This is a genomic window from Nocardioides sp. P5_C9_2 (genome assembly GCF_054049555.1).
Genome location: NZ_JBFUMD010000673.1, coordinates 1 through 1,542 on the forward strand (window position 1 = coordinate 1; position 1,542 = coordinate 1,542).

Here is a 1,542-nt window from a genome sequence, read left to right on the forward strand (position 1 = left end):
TCCTCGGCTCCTCCCGTGGCCTGCGGCTGCGACACACCCAACCGACCGGCCACTACGCGTGCACGGCCAAGTCGTCGGACCTGGGCCGCAGCGCCTGGGTCGGGGGCGCCACCCGCGACTTCGCGGACGTCGACGCGCTCACGATGGCCGACCAGGTCGCCACCCGTCTCGGCTGGGCCCAGCGTCGTACGGACCTGCCCGCAGGACGCTACGACACGATCCTGCCGCCCAGCTCGGTGGCGGACCTGATGATCGACGCCTACTGGGGGGCCGGCGCCCGGGTCGCCCACGAGGGCGAGTCCGTCTACAGCCGCCGGGGCGGGGGCACCCGGATCGGCGAGCGCATCGCCCGACCGGGGGTCCACCTCTACTCCGACCCGGCGTACGCCGCCCTCGCCTGCGCGCCGTTCGACGTCGCCGGGGCCTCCGACAACACCGAGTCGGTCTTCGACAACGGACTCCCGCTCGAGCGCACCGACTGGATCCGCGACGGCGAGCTCACCTCCCTCATCCAGACCCGGCACTCCGCGGCGATGACCGGCCAACCGGTCACTCCGATGATCGACAACCTGGTGCTCGAGGTCGACGGAGCGAACGGCTCGATCGAGGACCTGGTGGCCGGCACGGAGCGCGGCCTGCTGGTGACCTGCCTGTGGTACATCCGCGAGGTCGACCCGCAGACGATGCTGCTCACCGGTCTCACCCGCGACGGGGTCTACCTCGTCGAGGGCGGCGAGATCACGGGCGCGGTCAACAACTTCCGCTGGAACGAGAGCCCGATCGACCTCCTCAACCGCTTCAGCGCGGCCGGTGCGACGGTGCCGAGCTTCAGCCGGGAGTGGGGCGACGACTACTTCTCGCGGACCGCGACGCCCGCCCTGCGCATCCCCGACTTCAACATGTCCAGCGTCTCCCAGGCGCTCTGACCCGGCCCGGGCGGCTGGAGACCGGTCTCGCCTACCGCAACCACCGGCGCAGCCGCTTCTTGTCCACGACGTCTCGCCACAGCCCGTCGAAGTCGCGCTCGAGGCGTGCCGCACGGGCCTCCTCGCGTGCGTGCAGGCGCCCGTAGGTGAAGTCGCTCTCGCCCGCGGCCCGCGCGGCCGTGGCAAGGATGCGTAGGTCCCGACGAGACACCACCGTGTCCTGGAGCTCGCCCAGGGTGGAGGACATCCGCTTGGCTGCGCGGGCCAGGCGCCGCGCGTCCTTGCCGCCCATCGGCGCGAGCGCCTCCACCTCGTACCGCAGCCGCTTGGCCGCCTTGCGCGCGTCGTGCAGGGCGACGTCGCGGTCGTCGGCGTGCTCGACGGCCCGGGCCCGGCTGCGCAGGCCCTTCCACTGCTTCCTCACCAGCGGGGGCAGGGCGTCGCGCGCAGGATCCGCGGCCAGCGCGGTCCAGGGCGGGTCGAGAGCCAACGCGTCCAGGGATGTGAGCAGCGCACGGTAGCGCGACGACTCCAGCGCCCGCCGGACCTGCTCGTCGGCCTCCTGCTGCCGCACGGCGTACTCCGTGCCGATCCGCTGCCGAACGGGGCCGACGAC

General features: G+C 72.9%; 2 protein-coding genes. One reads left to right on the top strand and one right to left on the bottom strand.

Annotation, left to right across the window (positions count from 1 at the left end):
* A partial coding sequence (locus tag ACXJKL_RS20870; protein ID WP_457208909.1) for a metallopeptidase TldD-related protein occupies positions 1 to 926 on the top strand: 926 nt, incomplete at its 5' end.
* A gap of 31 nt (positions 927 to 957) precedes the next feature.
* Here the strand turns inward: ACXJKL_RS20870 and ACXJKL_RS20875 are convergent.
* On the bottom strand, positions 958 to 1,542 hold a 585-nt coding region (locus ACXJKL_RS20875), incomplete at its 5' end, for a CHAD domain-containing protein (RefSeq protein ID WP_457208910.1).